General features: G+C 50.9%; 15 protein-coding genes. 12 read left to right on the plus strand and 3 right to left on the minus strand.

The features are described from left to right. Positions 1 to 17 precede the first annotated feature (17 nt). From BZG84_RS10700 to BZG84_RS10740, 9 genes are all read left to right on the plus strand, one after another. Entirely contained in the window at positions 18 to 416 is a 399-nt protein-coding gene (locus BZG84_RS10700) for a YcfL family protein (RefSeq protein ID WP_077662009.1), read from the plus strand. 69 nt (positions 417 to 485) lie between these two features. Further along, entirely contained in the window at positions 486 to 1064 is a 579-nt protein-coding gene (locus BZG84_RS10705) for a hypothetical protein (RefSeq protein ID WP_077662008.1), read from the plus strand. Then, positions 1051 to 1917: a phosphotransferase gene (locus BZG84_RS10710; RefSeq protein WP_158011486.1), complete on the plus strand. Its 867-nt coding sequence runs from the start codon at positions 1051 to 1053 to the stop codon at positions 1915 to 1917. The genes BZG84_RS10705 and BZG84_RS10710 overlap by 14 nt, the downstream gene beginning before the upstream one ends. 11 nt (positions 1918 to 1928) lie before the next feature. After that, positions 1929 to 2774, plus strand: a complete 846-nt coding sequence (locus BZG84_RS10715; RefSeq protein WP_077678189.1) for a DUF6279 family lipoprotein — start codon at positions 1929 to 1931, stop codon at positions 2772 to 2774. A 181-nt stretch (positions 2775 to 2955) separates the two neighbouring features. Next, positions 2956 to 3510: an alpha/beta hydrolase YcfP gene (gene ycfP / locus BZG84_RS10720; RefSeq protein WP_077480378.1), complete on the plus strand. Its 555-nt coding sequence runs from the start codon at positions 2956 to 2958 to the stop codon at positions 3508 to 3510. A 177-nt stretch (positions 3511 to 3687) separates the two neighbouring features. Beyond that, entirely contained in the window at positions 3688 to 5022 is a 1335-nt protein-coding gene (gene hutW / locus BZG84_RS10725; protein WP_445177054.1) for a heme anaerobic degradation radical SAM methyltransferase ChuW/HutW, read from the plus strand. A 324-nt stretch (positions 5023 to 5346) separates the two neighbouring features. Then, positions 5347 to 6636, plus strand: a complete 1290-nt coding sequence (locus BZG84_RS10730) for an NAD(P)/FAD-dependent oxidoreductase (RefSeq protein ID WP_077480376.1) — start codon at positions 5347 to 5349, stop codon at positions 6634 to 6636. 206 nt (positions 6637 to 6842) lie between these two features. Next, a complete protein-coding gene (locus BZG84_RS10735; protein WP_415752719.1) occupies positions 6843 to 7802 on the plus strand; it encodes a cytochrome-c peroxidase in 960 nt (319 codons plus the stop codon). Positions 7803 to 8041: 239 nt separating this feature from the next. Continuing rightward, the gene (locus BZG84_RS10740) at positions 8042 to 9436 is read left to right on the plus strand and encodes a DEAD/DEAH box helicase (protein ID WP_077678191.1); all 1395 of its coding nucleotides are present in this window, start codon (positions 8042 to 8044) and stop codon (positions 9434 to 9436) included. 112 nt (positions 9437 to 9548) lie between these two features. Here BZG84_RS10740 and BZG84_RS10745 read toward each other — a convergent pair whose 3' ends face one another. The 3 genes from BZG84_RS10745 to BZG84_RS10755 are packed head-to-tail and all read right to left on the minus strand — an operon-like array spanning position 9549 to position 14522. Next, positions 9549 to 10418, minus strand: coding sequence for a peptidoglycan binding protein CsiV (locus BZG84_RS10745; protein WP_241825779.1), 870 nt, complete (start codon positions 10416 to 10418; stop codon positions 9549 to 9551). Positions 10419 to 10459: 41 nt separating this feature from the next. After that, positions 10460 to 13924 carry a transcription-repair coupling factor gene (gene mfd, locus BZG84_RS10750; protein ID WP_077678192.1) on the minus strand — a complete coding sequence of 1155 codons (3465 nt, stop codon included), beginning with the start codon at positions 13922 to 13924 and terminating at the stop codon, positions 10460 to 10462. Positions 13925 to 13928: 4 nt separating this feature from the next. After that, a complete protein-coding gene (locus BZG84_RS10755) occupies positions 13929 to 14522 on the minus strand; it encodes a PilZ domain-containing protein (RefSeq protein ID WP_077480372.1) in 594 nt (197 codons plus the stop codon). Between the two features lie 202 nt (positions 14523 to 14724). Between BZG84_RS10755 and lolC the strand changes: the two genes are divergently transcribed. From lolC to lolE, 3 genes are read left to right on the plus strand one after another with little or no spacing between them, the layout of a single operon-like run. Then, positions 14725 to 15912 (plus strand): lipoprotein-releasing ABC transporter permease subunit LolC, encoded by a 1188-nt coding sequence (gene lolC, locus BZG84_RS10760; RefSeq protein ID WP_077678193.1) that lies wholly within the window; start codon positions 14725 to 14727, stop codon positions 15910 to 15912. Then, positions 15905 to 16606: a lipoprotein-releasing ABC transporter ATP-binding protein LolD gene (lolD, locus tag BZG84_RS10765; protein ID WP_077678194.1), complete on the plus strand. Its 702-nt coding sequence runs from the start codon at positions 15905 to 15907 to the stop codon at positions 16604 to 16606. The genes lolC and lolD overlap by 8 nt, the downstream gene beginning before the upstream one ends. Beyond that, positions 16603 to 17841: a lipoprotein-releasing ABC transporter permease subunit LolE gene (gene lolE / locus BZG84_RS10770; protein ID WP_077678195.1), complete on the plus strand. Its 1239-nt coding sequence runs from the start codon at positions 16603 to 16605 to the stop codon at positions 17839 to 17841. The genes lolD and lolE overlap by 4 nt, the downstream gene beginning before the upstream one ends. The last annotated feature ends 163 nt before the right edge of the window (positions 17842 to 18004 follow it).

Genomic DNA, 18004 nt, shown 5'->3' on the forward strand with positions numbered 1-18004 from the left:
AGCCGACGATGGTGTGAATGATGTGTAAAAATCAAATCCAAATTTTGATGATTGCACTTGCCTTGGTGTTGGCGGGCTGTGCAGGGAGTCAGTCGACTGACCTGCGCATTGCGCCACACCAAACCGTGGTTTTTTCCGATCCAGAGCTGGCGACGTCGCTATGGGTTAAAGAGACGATGGTTCGTCGCACCCCAAACGGAAAGCAAGCATGTGTGTGGTTAGAAAATACGTCTAGTCAACCGCAAACCATGCAGTATCGCTTTAGTTGGTACGATAGCCAAGGGCTCCAATTATCGACCTCCGCGGCGTCTTGGCAATCTGTGACCATTCCTCCCCATACACAGCGCGATATTCATGCGCCGATACCTGATGTCAAGGTTTCGCAGTTTCGTTTAGCCGTCATGCAACCAGAATAATCCCCTTGTTTGTTGGCACTTTTTCACGCTTTTCTGGTCTATTCATTTTTTATTTACGGAGTCATCTCTATGTCCGCATGCTGCGCATTGACGGCCGCTTTACGTAAGCCAAATGCATTGGTAAAAGCATTATCGATGGGGCTATTTGTTGTCACAGTTGCAGGCTGTGCACCTCGCACGCAGCCGATTTATCAGCCGTCGGCGCCAAAAGAAACCACCGTGCAGCAAGGGGTGGTGCATGGCAGTTTTAGTCAAGCCATGCGCGCCGCGGTGCAGTCCTTAATGGGCAGTGAAAGCCTGCAAGGCGCCCCTGTTACTTTGGTGCAACCGCTACAAAATCTGACTGACGGTTATATTGATACTGTGGGTGTGTCAAAACAGCTAGAGCAAGGCCTTGCCGCACAAGGGCTGATTGGAACGGTCTCACAGGCGCAAGTCGATGTGGTCCGTCAGTCGTTAGGTTTGGGTGAGGGACAGGTTCTCATTGATCCGACCACGGTGATGCAATACGGACGCTTACTGGGGGCACAGTATCAGCTCGGTGGTAAGGTCACGGGGCAAGAAGAGAAAACCTTATCACTGCAGCTGATGGATTTGACCACAGGTGTGATTGAATGGCAGGACACTCAGCGTTTTGTCAGTCGTTAATCTTTCCCCCGCGTTAAAAAGCTTACTGGAAGCGGCGTTGTGTGAGCACTATTCAGCGCCCGTTTCGATTCAGCGTGTTACCCCCCTCGAAGGGGGCCTGACCAACCGCTGTTTGCGGATTGATGACTCACAAGGGGGACGCTTTGTGTGGCGGCCCCGAAGTCAGGTGAGTGACGCTTTTGCGATTTCTCGGTCGCGCGAGGCGGCTGCGCAATCGCTGGCCGCTACCTATCAACTTGCCTCCGCACCTGTTTGTCAGTTGTCAGAAGGGCTTTTGGTCCCTTGGGTGGAAGGTGAATCCCTTGATCCGCATTCAGTTGAGAGCCGAGCGATCCTGATCGACGTGTTGGTACGTATTCATTCCATGGAAGGCCGTTTGGATGCGCAAGATGTTCGCACCCAATGCCAGCATTATGAGCAGCAGTTGACCTCGGCAAAGCAGCAAACACTCAAGCAGCTGAGTGACAGGTGTCAATGGCAATTACCCACAGATCCGCTCGCCCCTGTGGTGTGTCATATGGATTTGGGTAGTTACAACGTGGTTATTCAGCCAAATGGCGAGCCCTGTGTGCTTGATTGGGAATATGCGCGATTAGGCAGTGCGTGTTTGGACATTGCACTTTTTTGTCGGGCAAACGGCTATACACCAGCACTGGTCGTGTCCGATTATTGTGCGTTGCGATGCATCGAGGGCTCGGTACCGGTTCGCCAAGCGGTAGAGGCATGGCTGCCCTTTGCCGACTATCTCGCGCTATGCTGGTATGAAGTGGGCGCATCGTTATATGGGCTCAGCACTTACCAAGAGCAAGCGCAGCGGTTATATCGCCAACTGGCGGGAATGGATGAATCATAAGGAGAGTTGCAATGGCTAGGTCGCGTTTTCGCTATGGCTTGATAGGGGGCTTATTACTCGTCCTGACCGGATGCACCACCGAGCTTGCGTATAACACCTTGCCGTTTTGGATTCATTACTACATCGATGACATTGTTAACTTGCGCCCCGAGCAATCTCGCCAAGTGAAAGCAGACCTTGACAAGATTCAGCAATGGCATCGAACCCATGAGTTACCCGCGATAGCTGAACGCTTAGGACTGATCGCCACCCACAGTACCGAGCGACATACCATGGCGCAATTGCGTGACCATCAAGAGGCGGTAAAAGCGCGGATCCACGCGACGCTACAGGCGTTTGTGCCCGCGACGGCGCGTTTACTTGATAGCTTTGATGACCAGCAAGCGCAGGCGCTCACCCAGTGGATGGAAGACGAGATTCAAGAGGCAACCGAACGACGTGCAAAGCGTTCTAAAGATGAGCAATTTGCCTATCAACGTGATGATCTCGAGGAAGATACGGAAGAGTGGATTGGCAGCGCTGCGCGTCATCAACAGCCCTTGTTTGCCGAAATGGCAGAGTATCAGCAAGCGGCGATGCCAACGTTCCGTCAGGTACGAGAGCGCTTAGTCAGCCGCCTTTTTGCGATTATCAAAAATCGACAGTCGATCGACACTGAGGCCGCGTTGTCAGAGTGGGTGGACGATGTGGTGGCATGGCGAGCAGGACCGGAGACGGAAACCGAAATGGCCATCTACCGTTCACGCCGGTTAGATTGGTTGTTGCGCCTTGACCGTAGCCTTGATGAGGATCAGCGTTCTCAACTGGTCGATAACCTCATTGAGTGGCAAACGCGTCTGAACGAGATGAGCCGCTAGTCCTGTTCCTCTTCCCTTGGATTGGGTAGGGCGTGGGCGTTGCTGTATGCATCAAAGCACCTACCTCATGGTTACACCAAATACCCTGATTATTTTTAGGGTGATCTTGCTCATTTTTCTGTCAGGATGGCTATGCTATTGATAGGGGTCACAGCTTTGCGATAACCAAGGATGGCTTTCCATGATCTTATATCTTCACGGTTTTGATTCAACCAGCCCAGGCAACCATGAGAAAGTGTTGCAGCTCCAATTCGTTGATGACGACGTGCGTACCATCAATTACAGCACCATGCATCCAAAACACGACATGCAGCATTTGCTCAAACAAGTACAGACGCAGCTAGACGCGAGTCAGGATCCCAATCCACTGATCTGCGGCGTTGGCTTAGGCGCGTATTGGTCAGAAAGGTTAGGCTTTTTGTGTGGGATCAAGCAGGTTCTGTTTAATCCGAACTTATATCCGCACGAGAATATGACCGGCAAAATTGATCGGCCGGAAGAGTATGAGGATATTGCCACCAAGTGTGTGACAGACTTTCGTCAACGCAATCAACAACGAGCATTGGTGGTGTTATCGCGAGAGGATGAAGTCCTCGACAGTCGCCGCAGTTATCAAGTGTTGTCACCTTTCTATCCTGTCCGTTGGGATGAAACGCAAACTCACAAGTTTAAAAATCTATCGGCACATCTCAACGCCATTGCGGATTTTAAAAAGCAGCCCGCCCTCCATACTTAATCGGTTCCCCAGTCGCAAAGCGGGTCTTTGTGCACTGGGGCGCGTCGAATTGACCGAATAAACATCAACAGCGCCTCAGAGCGATGTGAGATCAATAAAACAACAAATGAGATCGCGTATCACTTGTATTTATATTACAGAGCCGGATTCGGCGTATAAATACTTGGAGCCGTTATGTTGGTTGATCTTACACCGTTCGATGAGACGATTTTGGGCACGCATACCCCAGATCCATTGCGTTTTGCCTTCCCGCCGAAAAAACACGCCCACGCGGCGACCCATCAAATGCCTTTACCGCTCGAACAAGGAGTGGCAGCTGTTACACAACAGCTTTTATCACTGCCAGCGCAATCTGGACCGCGGTGTTTATATATCCATGTGCCGTTTTGTCGAGTGAGGTGTACTTATTGTCACTTTTTCCAACATGCGGCGAGCCGCACACTGATTGACAGCTACTTCGCGGCTTTACTCAAAGAGCTTGGTATGAAAGCGGCGATGCCATGGACCCAAGCGCAGCCTTTTGAGGCGGTGTATGTCGGTGGGGGAACACCCACTGCGTTGTCAGCAGCGCAATTGCAGCAATTGGGTCAGGAAATTCGTCGCCAATTTTGGCTCACGCCCGACTGCGAAATCACCCTTGAGGGGCGAATCAATGGCTTTGATGATAATGCGTTCGAGCATGCGCTTGATGGGGGATTTAACCGCTTCTCGTTTGGGGTACAGAGCTTTAATACCCAAGTCCGCCGCGCGGCAAAACGTTTAGATGATGGTGACACTGTGCGTGAGCGTATTCACGCATTGAGTGCCCGTCAGGAAGCGACGATTGTGGTGGATTTATTGTATGGCTTGCCTTATCAAACGGCTGAGATCTTTAGGCAAGATGTGGCCGACTATCTGCAAACCGGCGCCAATGGCATTGATCTCTACCAGTTGGTGGTGGCGCCAAATACGCCGATGCTGCGCATGGTCGAGCAAGGGAAAATGCCCCCGCCGGCAACGACGGCAGAAAAAGCCAGCTTGTTTGCGCAGGGCGTTAGTTTGATGGACCAACACGATTGTCGACGACTCAGTGTCAATCACTGGGCACGTGATCAACGTGAGCAAAGTCGTTACAACCGGCTCGCCAAGCACGGTGCCGATATTTTACCGCTAGGGTGTGGTGCCGGTGGCAGTATTGACGGTATCGGGATCATGCAACATCGCGACTTGGCAACCTATCTCGATGCAATGCAAACCAATACCATGCCGATTGCGCGCGTTGTAGCCGCTGTGGAGCATCGTCGAGTGTATGATGCTATCAAAGCGGGATTAGATATGGGTGTGCTTCACGCGGATACGTTACCGCCTTGGCAAGGGATGAGCGTGTTTCAGTATCTCTCGCCGCTATTCGCGGTCTGGCAGCAACATGGATTGGTAACATTATGTGAAAATAAATTACAGCTTACTCTTGCTGGTCAGTTTTGGTCCGTAACACTTGCGCAAGCCTGCATTTATGTCTTGCAGTCACTCTAACCATCGGAATTTAAAATTCAATTGCTTATCGTCAGCTACCTTTGTTTCGAAGAAAAGTGAACGAAAAGGGCGAAATTTCACTTGTCTTGGCAACAGATTATGGTGTTTTATTTCATCATATAAAGGCGGCCGAATCCGAATCTATGCTCGAAGTAGGCGACGTTTTCCGGCAGAATACGCATAGCGCTCCGGCCATAAAGAACAATGAACAATACGTAGCGTGCGAGAAACAAACTGTAATTTGATTACTGGCCCAATCCCATTTTTGTCAGTGACTATATAAGTGGCTGACGTATAAGTTTTTAATTAGGTAAGGATGTAGAAGTGACCAAAATTATCGTTGTCGGTGGCGGTGCAGGCGGGCTAGAGCTTGCAACCAAACTGGGCCGAACGTTAGGCCGCAAGCGTCGTGCACAAATCACCTTGGTGGATAAAAACAGTAGCCACCTATGGAAGCCATTGCTTCATGAAGTGGCAACCGGCTCAATGGATGAGGGCGTTGATGCTTTGAGCTATCGTGCTCATGCCAAAAATCATGGGTTCGATTTCCAAATGGGGACTTTGTGGGACATTGATCGCGACCAGAAAGTGATCACCTTGGCGCCCATGTACGATGAAAATAACGAACTACTGATGCCTGAGCGTGAGCTCGAGTACGACATCTTAGTGATGGCGATTGGCTCGACCTCTAATGATTTCAACACACCGGGCGTTCGTGACCATTGTATATTCCTCGATAATCCTAAACAGGCTCACCGCTTCCGCGCGGAAATGAACAACGAATTCTTGCGTTTGCATGCTAAACACGGCCAAGGCAGTGTAGATATTGCGATTGTGGGCGCAGGAGCGACTGGTGTTGAGCTATCAGCAGAGCTGCACAATGCCATCAAAGAGCTGCGTAACTACGGTTTCCGTGATTTAGATAGCTCGAAACTGAACGTGACCTTGGTGGAAGCCGGTGAGCGCATTTTGCCAGCGCTGCCTACTCGTATCTCGAGTGCTGCGCACCAAGAGCTGCTGAAGCTGGGCGTCACGGTGAAAACCAATACCTTCGTCACTAAAGCAGACGACCAAGGCTTGGAAACCAAAGAGGGTGAGCGTATTCACGCCGATATTATGGTATGGGCTGCTGGGATCAAGGCTCCGGATTTCTTGAAAGATATCGCTGGTTTGGAAACCAATCGCATTAATCAGTTGGTCGTGAAAAACACACTTCAGACGTCGCGTGATGACGACATCTTTGTGATTGGTGACTGTGCAGCGTGTACGCAAGCCGATGGCAGCATGGTACCGCCACGTGCACAGTCAGCGCACCAGATGGCAAGCCGCTGCTTTAGCAACATTGTTGCTAAATTAAATGGTCGTGAGCTCAAGCCTTATGTGTTTAAAGATCATGGTTCACTGGTTTCGCTCAGCCGCTTCTCTACGGTAGGCAGCTTGATGGGTAATCTGACCAAAGGCTCGATGATGATCGAAGGGCGGATTGCTCGTGTGGTATACATCTCTTTGTATCGGATGCACCAAATTGCATTGCACGGTTACGTGAAAACTGGCCTGATGATGCTGGTAGGGCGGATCAACCGCGTGCTACGCCCAAGTTTGAAGCTGCACTAAACACGTGTGAAGCTGTGCTAAAACAGCCTATAAACCCCAAGACCGAGGCTTGCCTCGGTCTTTTTGATTTGTGTCAATTAAATTAGACAATTTTTTCGCGCGCGTCCTGATCAGTCACTATTTTCATATTAGTGGTGACTAAATAATAACAATCAGGAGGAGCAATGCGTTCAATTATTACTACGGTCGCGATTGCGATTGGATTAATGTCCAGTCAATTCGCCTCGGCGTTACCTCGTAACGAACCGGTGACACCTATTACCCCACCAGAAGAAATTCATATCGGGAAAGCGGAACTGGGTAAAAAGTTGTTTTTTGACCCTAGGCTATCCAAATCGGGATTCATTTCTTGTAACTCGTGCCACAACCTCAGTATGGGCGGCAGCGATAACTTAAAAACGTCCATTGGGCATAATTGGCAACAAGGTCCAATCAACTCACCGACGGTATTAAACTCAAGCCTTTCTATTGCGCAATTTTGGGATGGACGAGCGGCTGATTTGAAAGAGCAGGCCGGAGGACCGATTGCTAATCCCGGAGAGATGGCATCTAGCCATGTTCTGGCGATTGATGTTCTACAATCGATACCTCAGTATGTGCGTGAGTTTAATCAAGTATTTGGTGTTACTGAGATCACGATTGATCATGTCACCGATGCCATTGCTGAGTTTGAGCGTACATTAGTGACACCGAACTCGCCATTTGATCAATGGCTCATGGGCGATGATAACGCGATCAGTGATTATGAGTTGGCTGGTTATCGCCTATTTGTTGAATCAGGATGTGTCGCTTGTCATAACGGTAGTGCGCTTGGTGGCACATCGTTTCAGAAAATGGGCTTACTCGAGCCGTATCAGACGGATAACCCCGTCGAGGGACGTATCGCAGTGACAGGGAAAGACGCTGATCGCTTTATGTTTAAAGTACCGACTCTGCGTAATGTGACATTAACTTATCCCTATTTTCATGATGGAGAAGCACAAACACTCACTGAAGCAGTAGATATCATGGGTCGTTTGCAATTGGGTCGTAAATTCACAGATGAAGAAAACGCGAAGATTGTTGCTTTCTTACATACGCTGACGGGCGATCAGCCAAGCTTCGACTTACCAATACTGCCACCGTCGAACGACGATACGCCAGTACCTAAGCCATTTGAAGACTAGTCAACCTCGCCAGCTTTTATCTTGAATAGGATCATTAGCTGGCCTGTTGCCTAAAAGATAGTAGTTGCCGCTTGACGTGAAAGTCGTCACAATAGCGCCGTAATCAAGATTATTGATATCACTTCTAGAGCAACCCTCCTGACGCCGAGTTTTTCTCATACCACGATATTGATATTCATGACCCTAAGTGATGGGCCATGCGGCCTGTGACGACATTTTTTATTTATTGAGATCAATTAATGAGTTTCTCCTCTTTAGGACTATCTGCACCACTATTGAAAGCCGTGCAAGAGCAAGGCTACACCACACCTTCACCGATTCAGGAAAAAGCGATCCCTGCGGTGATTGAAGGCCACGATGTCATGGCGGCCGCGCAAACCGGTACCGGTAAGACCGCGGGCTTTACCTTACCGATTTTGGAGCGTTTGCAGGCGGGTAAACGTGCTCGCCCTAACCATGTACGTACCTTGATCCTGACGCCAACGCGCGAGCTTGCTGCGCAAGTGCACAAAAACGTGGAGCAATACAGCCAATACACGTCGCTCAGCTCAACCGTGGTATTTGGTGGTGTGAAGATCAATCCGCAGATGATGAAACTTCGCAAAGGCGCTGATGTGCTGGTGGCCACACCGGGACGCTTGCTGGATCTGTACCAGCAAAATGCCGTGCGCTTTTCTCAGCTTGAAGTGCTGGTCTTGGACGAAGCCGACCGTATGCTCGATATGGGCTTTATTCGTGACATTCGTAAGATCTTGGGCTTGCTGCCGGCTAAGCGCCAGAATTTGCTGTTCTCCGCCACGTTCTCGGACGAAATTCGCCAACTGGCGAAAGAGCTAGTCAACAATCCGGTAGAGATCTCAGTCAATCCTGCGAACCAAACCGCTACTGGGGTAGAGCAATGCATTTATCCTGCGGATAAGAAGAAAAAAGCGCCGATGCTATTATCACTGATTGCCGATAATAATTGGCAGCAGGTGTTAGTGTTTAGCAAAACCAAACATGGCGCTAACCGTTTGTCGCGTTATCTCGAAGAGTACGGTGTCAGCGCGGCGGCGATTCATGGCAATAAGAGTCAAGGCGCGCGAACGAAAGCGTTAGAGAAGTTTAAAACCGGTGAAGTACGGGTATTGGTTGCCACGGATATTGCCGCACGAGGGATCGATATTGCCCATTTACCGCAAGTGGTAAATTTTGATTTACCCCATGTGGCAGAAGACTATGTTCACCGCATTGGTCGTACTGGTCGTGCAGGCGCTGTGGGCAATGCGGTGTCTTTGGTTTGTGCGGATGAAGCGAAAGATTTGTTCGCCATTGAACGCCTTATTAAACAGGTATTGCCACGTCATACTCTGGCGGACTTTCCCGTCACGAATCCGTTGCCAGAGTCGAAATTGGATACGCGTCCGATAAAGCCAAAGAAACCGAAAAAGAATAAACCGCGTCAAGACGGACAGCGCTCTGGCGATAACGCGCGCGGACACAAACCGGTAGGCAAAAACCGACGTCATACCGATAGCGCAGGCGACGGTAAGTCACGTGGTACCGGCAATCGCCCACCACGCACGCGCAGCGATAGCAACGGCGCGAACAAGCCACGCCGAGCGCGACCCGCTGCGGTAAAAAACAGCGCATAACCGAGACGCTGTGTACTGAACAAGAATAAAAAACCGGCCATTTGCCGGTTTTTTATGATCTAATTTCAGTATCCTTCAAACGATTAGATCAATAGCCCATTAGTGGACAGGGTTAGTTTGCCTTTCTTACTTGAATAATCATTCCCATCATGGGGTTATCTAAATAGTGGGTCTCGCCACTGCGCATCCGTCGTTTGTGCGTGAAAGCATAGGGCTGCAAGAAACGTTGGATGTGATACTGCTTTTTCACCTTTTCCAAGCCTGCTACCTGTACATTGTTGGTACTCGTTGCCGCATCTTGTTGTGCGTCTGAGGTTTGCAACGGCATATCGATAATGTCTTCAACCAGCGCCCGTCGCTCGCTGGGCTCGCGTAGCACCATATCGGCCTCGACAAACAAGTAATGCTGTACATAGACGCGTAGTGTCCCATCAAGCTCATAGAGCGGCTGGCGAGGAGGGAGAGTATCCAATGATTGCTCTTCCCACTGCGATTCGGTTGTAGAAGCGGTTGCGTTTGTTGGTGCAGCAGGTTGGGCCGTGATCGGGGTGCCATCTGCGTTAAACCGGTCGCTATAATCTCGGCCCGCGCTAACCCGCAGTAGGGGAAGTGCTGCGCGCCCGCTATCATCTTGACGCCAAGCCACGTGCACCATCGGGGTGAAGCCTGCATGGTTGGCCAGTTTGTTGTACGCGTCTGTTAATTGCCATTGGCTACGTGGTAGCGGGGTTAGGCCAGCGTTTTGTAATGCAGTTGTATTGGTGACTAGAACCGCTCGATTGACCGACTGGATATCGGCTTGAGCGGGCCAGCTTTCTTGGACGCTCGCGGGATCTTGATTGCGTTTAAACACAATCAGCTCGACATCATAAAGTCGTTTAGCCAAAGCCGGCTGACTGATGGCTATGAGCAGTAATGCCCAAATGCTTTGCTTGGCAATGCGCGTTAGCCAGCCTTGTGGTTGACGTTGATGGTTTTTCACAGGTTACTCCGTTCTCTTTGGCAAGCCAGTCTGATCGCCGATTAGGCGACCAGTTGGTGACTTGCAAATTGAGTCAACAGCTCATCAATAAAGTTCATCCGCTCACGTCGGTCAGTGAGGCTTTCGACAAACTTAATTTTGGTTGGCCCATCAAATTTATACTTGTCTGGACGCGATTGTAACAGTCCCACTAAGAATCCGGGATCAATTTGCGCATCCTCATGAAATTCAACCACCCCTCCGCGGTCACTGGCTTCGATTTTCTTCACTCCTAGGTGTGCCGCCCGTAACTTGATTTGTTGGATATGTAACAAGTTTTTGGTGGCATCAGGGAGCAGCCCAAAGCGATCAATTAACTCAACTTGAAGCTCTTGAATATCGTCATTCGATTTCGCGCTGGCGATGCGTTTATACATCGACAAACGGGTGTTGATGTCAGGGATATAGTCATCCGGCAGCAGAGCGGGGAGTCGAAGCTCGACGTCGGTTTGCTCTTTTAACAGCGCATCCAAGCTCGGCTCTTTGCCTTCTTTTAGCGCCTCGACGGCTTGCTCAAGCATGTCCATGTAGAGGGTAAAGCCAATCGATTGAATTTGGCCGCTTTGCTCATCCCCCAACAGCTCTCCGGCCCCGCGAATTTCTAAATCATGGGTGGCAAGGGTAAAACCAGCGCCCAGATCTTCGAGTGAGGCAATGGCTTCTAATCGCTTGGCAGCATCCTTGGTCATCCGCTTGGGATGTGGGGTTAGTAGGTAGGCATAGGCCTGATGGTGCGAGCGACCGACACGTCCACGCAGTTGGTGGAGCTGAGCTAAACCAAAGTGGTCGGCACGGTCAATAATGATGGTGTTCGCGGACGGCACATCGATACCGGTCTCAATGATGGTGGTACACACCAAGACGTTGTACTTTTGATGATAAAAATCGCTCATGATCCGCTCGAGTTCGCGCTCACGCATTTGACCATGGGCCACGGTTACGCGCGCTTCGGGGATCATTTCACTGATTTCATTCGCGGTTTTTTCAATTGTTTCGATGTCATTGTGCAAGAAATACACTTGACCACCGCGCATAATTTCGCGCAACAACGCTTCTTTGACCAAGGTGTCTTCGCGCTCGCGGACAAAGGTTTTTACCGCCAAGCGGCGGGATGGGGGCGTGGCGATGATCGAGAGATCGCGCATGCCACTCATGGCCATGTTGAGCGTCCGTGGGATCGGGGTCGCCGTGAGGGTGAGAATATCAATGTTGGCGCGCATGGCTTTGATTTTCTCTTTTTGGCGGACGCCAAAACGGTGTTCCTCATCCACGATGAGCAAGCCCAGATCACGTAGCTTTACATCCGCTTGCAGCAGTTTATGGGTGCCAATCAAAATATCGATTTTTCCCTCGGCACAGTCGGCCAGAATGGCTTTTTGTTCTTTCGCTGATTTAAAGCGAGAAAGTACCTCGACGCGGACCGGTAAGTTGGCAAAGCGGTCACGGAAGTTTTCGAAATGTTGCTGGGCAAGCAAGGTGGTCGGCACAAGTACGGCGACTTGTTTGCTGTTATTGACGGCAAGAAACGCAGCCCGCATGGCTACTTCGGTTTTACCAAAACCGACATCACCACACACTAAGCGATCCATGGCAATGGGGCGGCACATATCCGAGAGGACCGCGTTAATGGCTTGGGATTGGTCCGGCGTTTCTTCGAACGGGAAGCTAGATCGAAATACTTGATAGGCTTCTTTGTCATGTTTGAAGGCAAAGCCAGGCTTGGTTTCACGCTTGGCATAGACATCCAACAGTTCTGCAGCGACATCGCGCACTTTTTCTGCCGCGCGACGACGCGCTTTCTCCCATGCTTCGCCCCCGAGTTTATGGATAGGCGCTGCATCTTCCGCGCCACCGGAGTAGCGGCTAATCAAGTGTAACGCACTGACCGGCACATAAAGCTTGGCGCCTTGCTGGTATTCAAGGGTCATGTACTCGGTTTTGAGTCCACCGGCTTCAAGTGTTTGCAGTCCTTGATAGCGACCGATGCCATGCTCAAGATGAACCACGGGTTGTCCCGGTTTGAGCTCGGCCAAACTGCGTATCACGGCATCGTTGTTGACGCTTTGCTTCCGCTTATCACGACGACGTTGCTGTACAGCACGCTCGCCAAACATGTCGCTTTCACAAATCAGGGCAAATTGACGAGTGTTATCAATAAAGCCTTGGTCAACCGGCCCAATGATAAGACTGAATCGGCCCGGTTGCGCCAGCGCGTCTGAGAGCGACGACGCGACCATGGGGCGGATTTTGGCTTGGGTCAACAGATCAAGCAGTGCCTCGCGGCGACCCTCCGATTCGACCGAGAATACCAAGTGACCGCTAAATTGTTCACTGAATTGACGCAGTGCGGCTAGCGGTTCTTTGGCTTGATGATTGACCGTTAACGTCGGCAGTGGAGAGATATCGACATTCTCACGGCCTGCTTTTTCTGTGACGTTGTCACTTGATAGGCGCAGTTGCGGATAATCTTTCAAGTGGCTAAACAGCTGGTCTTTATTAAGCCAAATAGCGTGCGGCGGTAATAGCGGACGTAAGGGGTCCACACGGCGCTGGTCGTAGCGGTGTGCCACGTCATCGAGAAAGTGTGTCATCGCCGCTTCGATATCACCCACGGTTAAAATCAGGGTGTTATCGGGCAGGTAGTCGAACAGGGTTTCGGTTTGGTCGAAAAACAGCGGTAGCCAGTATTCAATCCCTGCCGGCCATGTTTTTTTGCTGACTTGTTGGTAGACAGATTCCGGTTCTCGGCGGGCTTCAAAGTGCTCGCGGAAGCGGCCACGGAAAAACTCAACGGCGGCATCATCGGTGGGAAATTCGTGCGCAGGCAGCAATTGAATTTGCGCTAACTCACCCGTCGAACGCTGATTCTCTGGATCGAATTGACGAATCGTGTCCACTTCATCATCGAAAAAGTCGATGCGATAAGGCTCATCACTGCCCATCGGAAATAAATCAAGGATCGAACCGCGGCTGGCAAATTCACCGTGCTCCATGACTTGGTCAACATGGCGATAGCCAGCATCCGTCAGTTGGTCGCGCAGCTTCTCGAGCGACAGAATGTCACCTTTTTTCACCATCAATGCATGCTGATGGAGAAACTGCTTTGGCGTCACACGTTGTAAGGCGGTACTCGCCGGCGCGATCAGTACGCCGTCGCGTTGGGTCGGCAATTGATACAGGCACGCCAGTCGTGCAGAGATAATATCTTGATGGGGCGAGAAGCTGTCATAAGGCAAGGTTTCCCAGTCGGGAAAAATATCGCATTGCCCCTCGGTAAATTGGCTGATCGCGGGCTGCAAGCGAACTGCAGTTTGGTTATCGGGCACCAACAAAAAAATGGGGCCCTGATGTTGCTGACGAATGTTGGCGACGGCAATCGGTAACGCCGCACCCGTTAAGTTGCCTAGGTGTTTGACGTCACCCGCACCACGGGGAAGGGTAAACGTGTATAGCGGTTGTTGAGTCATGAATTTAACTGCTTGATTTGTTTCGGTTGAGTGCGCGCTTTCGCAAAAGCTTTTGCTGATGATGTAAGGCGGCGCGGATCAGAGTGTCTCGGTCGTCTTCCAATAAGCGTGTGTATTGGATTTGGATCAAATACTGGGGTGGATGGTCATCGTCAGGCGCTTTTTTTTCACAGTGGGTGACCACGCCATAGCAATAAATCGCTGTGGGCGGAAAATCAAGAAACAGCTTCACACGCACATGGTCGCTCTGTTTTAGTGGTGTGGGGCTTAGATAGGCAAAGCTGCTTGCGCCGAATGCATGGGTGGTGAAGCGCTGAGCGGGATCGTCTTCTTGACTGAGCATATAGCCCATCATTAAGGTGAGCTTTTCGTTTTGCGCTTGCAAGATACGGTACAGTGCTGAGGCATCGTCCGGCTCAAGAGATTGTAACTCTTTTTCAACCTCGTTATCGACTTGGCCACATTGGCTTGCTACCCGAAAGGGCGCGGGGATTTCCGCCATAAATGCATCCGCATCGGGTTGGGCTTGGCTATCTTGAAGCGGCTCAACATTAATGCGTATTGCGGCTCTTACAGAAAAGTACTCGTCTTGGCTCATCACTGTGCCTTATCTTGCAGTCATTTCATGATTATCACGCACCCGTCGCGTTAGGTAAAGTTTCAAGACCGCCTTATCGGGCGTCAACGTGCGCTTCTGGGCAGTATCCGTCAATATTCAGTCAAATCGGTGTGTAAACTTGGCGACATTCGCTCAGGCAGGTATGCTTTGCAGCGAATCAAAACAATAAGCTAGGTGCACTATGTATCAACCCTTATCGGTGTTTATTGGCTTGCGGTATTTGCGCGGCCGATCGGCCGATCGTTTTGGGCGATTTGTGTCGTCTATGTCTACTGCAGGAATTGCCATAGGTGTGCTCGCTTTGATCACCGTGTCATCAGTGATGAATGGCTTTGAAGCCCAGTTAAAAGGCCGCATTTTAGGCGTACTGCCGCATGCGGTCATCGCGGACGGACAAACGGCATCGGTAAAAAACCGCGTTGAACAATGGCCACATGTGGTGGCGACCGCTCCCATTCAAACCACAGAGGCGGTGTTACAAAGCAGAACAGGGCTGAGTGCAGGATTGTTAGAAGGAATTGATCCAACCGCTTATGAGCCGTTGGCAGACCATCTGTTACAAGGGGATATTCAAGCGTTAGCCGAGGGTCGTTATCAAATCATCATTGGCCGGGCGATGGCGAGCAATTTACGTTTACGTGTTGGCGATCAGGTGCGCGTGATGGTCACCAGTGCGAGCCAGTTTACCCCGATTGGGCGGATCCCTGCGCAGCGTTTATTCACCGTGGCGGGCATTTTTCACACTGGGACTGATGTCGACAATCAATTGATGCTGGCTAACATCCATGATGTCGCGCGTTTAATGCGTATTCCGCCGCAGCAAGCGCAAGATTTACGCCTTTTCCTTGACGATCCCTTTGCGATTACCGATCTCAAACCGATGGCAGAGAGTGCAGCGTGGCAAGATTGGCGTGTCTGGCGGGGCGAGCTTTTTCAAGCGGTGAAGATGGAAAAGAACATGATGAGTTTAATGCTCAGCCTTATCATTATTGTCGCTGCATTCAACATTATTGCTGCCTTAATTATGGTGGTGATGGAGAAACAAGCCGAGGTTGCCATTTTGAAGACCTTAGGCATGCAAAATCGCGATATTGTTGCTGTCTTTATGGCTCAAGGCTCACTCAGTGGGTTATTGGGTGCATTGGTCGGGGGCGTATTGGGGGTGCTTGCGTCCCTCTATATCAATGAAATCATGGCCCTGTTTGGGGTGAGTTTGCTAGGCAACGGCCTTGCGCTTCCCGTGGTCGTCAATCCAACTCACGTCGTTATGGTTATGGTGTTGGCTATTTTGCTGAGCACGTTAGCGACCCTTTTCCCTGCTTTTAAAGCGGCATCTGTTCAACCTGCTGAGGCACTGCGTTATGAATGAGTCTTTGTTGTCCTGTCACCAAATCAGTAGAACCTATCAAGAGGGTGGTCAGGCGATTCATGTATTGAATCAGGTGTCTCTGAGCATTGCATCGGGAGAGCTTGTGGCGATTGTCGGCTCGTCTGGTTCAGGCAAAAGTACCTTGTTGCACACCTTGGGGACGCTTGATACACCGAGCGAGGGTGAGGTGTATTTTGAGGGCAAAGCAATTAGCCAAATGTCTGCGAACCAACAAGCGCAGCTAAGAAACCAAGCGCTTGGATTTGTTTATCAGTTTCATCACCTACTGGCTGACTTTACGGCACTCGAAAATGTGATGATGCCACTGCTGATCAATAAAGTTGCACGCAAGACGGCCACAGCAAGAGCAACGGAGATGTTGAATGCGGTCGGCGTGGGCCATCGTTTATCCCATCGTCCTGCTGAGTTATCGGGGGGCGAGCGTCAGCGTGTCGCGATCGCACGTGCGTTAGTCAACGATCCTAAGCTGGTTCTCGCAGACGAACCGACGGGGAACCTTGACCATGCGACAGCCTTGGAGATCTATGATCTGATGCGTTCGTTGAATGCACGACATGGGACGGCGTTTCTCGTGGTGACGCATGACAGTGAGCTGGCAGCCAAATTGGACCGCCAAGTGCGAATGCAAGATGGCCAACTGCTTGCTGTGAGTGCCACTGAGGAGGGGCAATGAAACCACTGTCGTTAGCCATTGGACGCCGCTTTAGTCGTGCCCGCCAGCGTAATCGGCTGGTCTCATTTATCTCGTTGTCATCGGTGATTGGCATTGCCATCGGTGTGATGGTCATTATTGTCGGTCTATCGGCCATGAATGGCTTTGAGCGCGAGCTTAATCAGCGTGTGCTCTCTGTGGTGCCGCATGCGCAAGTGTTTGGTGTTAATGGTCCGCTCGAAGACTGGCAGCAAGTAAAGCGCCAAGCCTTGCAGCATCCTCAAGTGGTGGCTGCGGCGCCGTACGTGGAAATGACCGTGTTGATGGAACATGGCAGTGCACTTAAACCTGCCCAGATCCGCGCCGTTTCACCGAGCGACGAATCGGCCGTGAGTCGCATTGGTGCGTTTATTGATGGCGGTTGGGACAGTTTGCCAGCGGGGCAATCAAATATCGTGCTCGGGCAAGGTGTCGCCGATAGCTTAGGCGTGATGGTAGGCGATTGGTTAACCGTGATGATCCCCGCGGCGGATGCGAGCTTAAAGTTGCGTTCACCTCAGCGAGTGAGAATGCAAGTGGGTGGATTGTTACGGCTGGGCGGACAGATTGATCATGCGTTAGCCTTGATGCGTCTATCTGATGCGCAGCAGTTGATGGCGCTAGATGATGCGGTTACCGGGGTCTCACTCAAAGTCGAACCGGTATTGGAGGCGCGACGTATCGTCCGAGAGGTCGGTCAAACCCTTTCCGCCTATGTGTACATGAAAGACTGGACCAGTGAATTTGGCTATTTGTATCGCGATATCCATTTGGTGCGTTCGATTATGTATCTGGTCATGGTTTTGGTGATTGGTGTGGCCTGCTTTAACGTGGTATCAACGCTGATGATGTCGGTGAAAGACCGTGCGGCTGATATTGCGATTTTGCGTACGATGGGAGCAGGCGATACCTTGATACGACGAATTTTTGTTTGGTATGGGCTATTCGCCGGTGCGTTGGGGAGCCTGATTGGCAGTGTGCTGGGAGTATTGCTGGCAAGCAATTTAACCCAATTAATCCAATGGGTAGAGCAGGTTGTGGGTCACCGTTTTCTCTCTGGTGATGTGTATTTTATTAACTTCCTACCCAGTGAGTTACGCGTGTCCGATGTGGTGGTGGTGAGTTTAACCGCGATGCTCCTCAGCTTATTGGCCGCTTGGTATCCAGCGCGTCGCGCGTGTCAGTTGCAGCCAGCGGCTGTATTGAGTGCAAAATAGCGGCTAGCTAGCGCTAGCTACTACAACCCATCATCAAAAGGGCCAGCATGAGTGCTGGCCCTTTTTCGATCTGTCTCGATAATTTTGGGTTGGTTTTACGTATTGATAATGCCGGATGATGACTGTGTCGCAATGCGCCCTCAAGCGGCTTGTTTTCCTTTCC

This window comes from Salinivibrio sp. PR932 (assembly GCF_001996125.1).
GTDB lineage: Bacteria > Pseudomonadota > Gammaproteobacteria > Enterobacterales > Vibrionaceae > Salinivibrio > Salinivibrio proteolyticus.

What these genes read in the sequence shown, in the direction of transcription:
- BZG84_RS10700 (WP_077662009.1), top strand. Translation starts at nt 18, where the DNA reads ATGATGTGTAAAAATCAAATCCAAATTTTGATGATTGCACTTGCCTTG.
- BZG84_RS10705 (WP_077662008.1), top strand. Translation starts at nt 486, where the DNA reads ATGTCCGCATGCTGCGCATTGACGGCCGCTTTACGTAAGCCAAATGCA.
- BZG84_RS10715 (WP_077678189.1), top strand. Translation starts at nt 1,929, where the DNA reads ATGGCTAGGTCGCGTTTTCGCTATGGCTTGATAGGGGGCTTATTACTC.
- ycfP (WP_077480378.1), top strand. Translation starts at nt 2,956, where the DNA reads ATGATCTTATATCTTCACGGTTTTGATTCAACCAGCCCAGGCAACCAT.
- BZG84_RS10735 (WP_415752719.1), top strand. Translation starts at nt 6,843, where the DNA reads ATGTCCAGTCAATTCGCCTCGGCGTTACCTCGTAACGAACCGGTGACA.
- BZG84_RS10740 (WP_077678191.1), top strand. Translation starts at nt 8,042, where the DNA reads ATGAGTTTCTCCTCTTTAGGACTATCTGCACCACTATTGAAAGCCGTG.
- mfd (WP_077678192.1), bottom strand. Translation starts at nt 13,924, where the DNA reads ATGACTCAACAACCGCTATACACGTTTACCCTTCCCCGTGGTGCGGGT.
- BZG84_RS10755 (WP_077480372.1), bottom strand. Translation starts at nt 14,522, where the DNA reads ATGAGCCAAGACGAGTACTTTTCTGTAAGAGCCGCAATACGCATTAAT.
- lolC (WP_077678193.1), top strand. Translation starts at nt 14,725, where the DNA reads ATGTATCAACCCTTATCGGTGTTTATTGGCTTGCGGTATTTGCGCGGC.
- lolD (WP_077678194.1), top strand. Translation starts at nt 15,905, where the DNA reads ATGAATGAGTCTTTGTTGTCCTGTCACCAAATCAGTAGAACCTATCAA.
- lolE (WP_077678195.1), top strand. Translation starts at nt 16,603, where the DNA reads ATGAAACCACTGTCGTTAGCCATTGGACGCCGCTTTAGTCGTGCCCGC.